This is a genomic window from Acinetobacter sp. MD2 (assembly GCF_035615575.1).
In the GTDB taxonomy this organism is placed as follows: Bacteria; Pseudomonadota; Gammaproteobacteria; order Pseudomonadales; family Moraxellaceae; genus Acinetobacter.
In genome coordinates this window covers 1-467 of record NZ_VTDK01000023.1, presented here as the reverse complement: position 1 = coordinate 467, position 467 = coordinate 1, and the positions used below count along the sequence as shown (strand labels likewise).

The 467-nt window shown below is 51.6% G+C and carries 1 rRNA gene; it reads left to right on the top strand.

What is annotated here, in order from left to right:
* A 23S ribosomal RNA gene (locus tag FXN70_RS11940) occupies window positions 1-467 on the top strand; the annotation flags it as partial.

Below are 467 nucleotides of genomic sequence, written 5' to 3'. Positions count from 1 at the left end.
TAAGGTAGCGAAATTCCTTGTCGGGTAAGTTCCGACCTGCACGAATGGCATAATGATGGCGGCGCTGTCTCCAGCAGAGGCTCAGTGAAATCGAAATCGCTGTGAAGATGCAGTGTACCCGCGGCTAGACGGAAAGACCCCGTGAACCTTTACTGCAGCTTGACATTGAACTTTGACCTTACTTGTGTAGGATAGGTGGAGGCTATGAAGATGGGACGCCAGTTCCATTGGAGCCATCCTTGAAATACCACCCTGGTAATGTTGAGGATCTAACTCTGCCCCATAATCTGGGGCGAGGACCATGTCTGGTGGGTAGTTTGACTGGGGCGGTCTCCTCCTAAAGAGTAACGGAGGAGTACGAAGGTGCGCTCAGCGTGGTCGGAAATCACGCGTAGAGTATAAAGGCAAAAGCGCGCTTAACTGCGAGACCCACAAGTCGAGCAGGTACGAAAGTAGGTCTTAGTGAT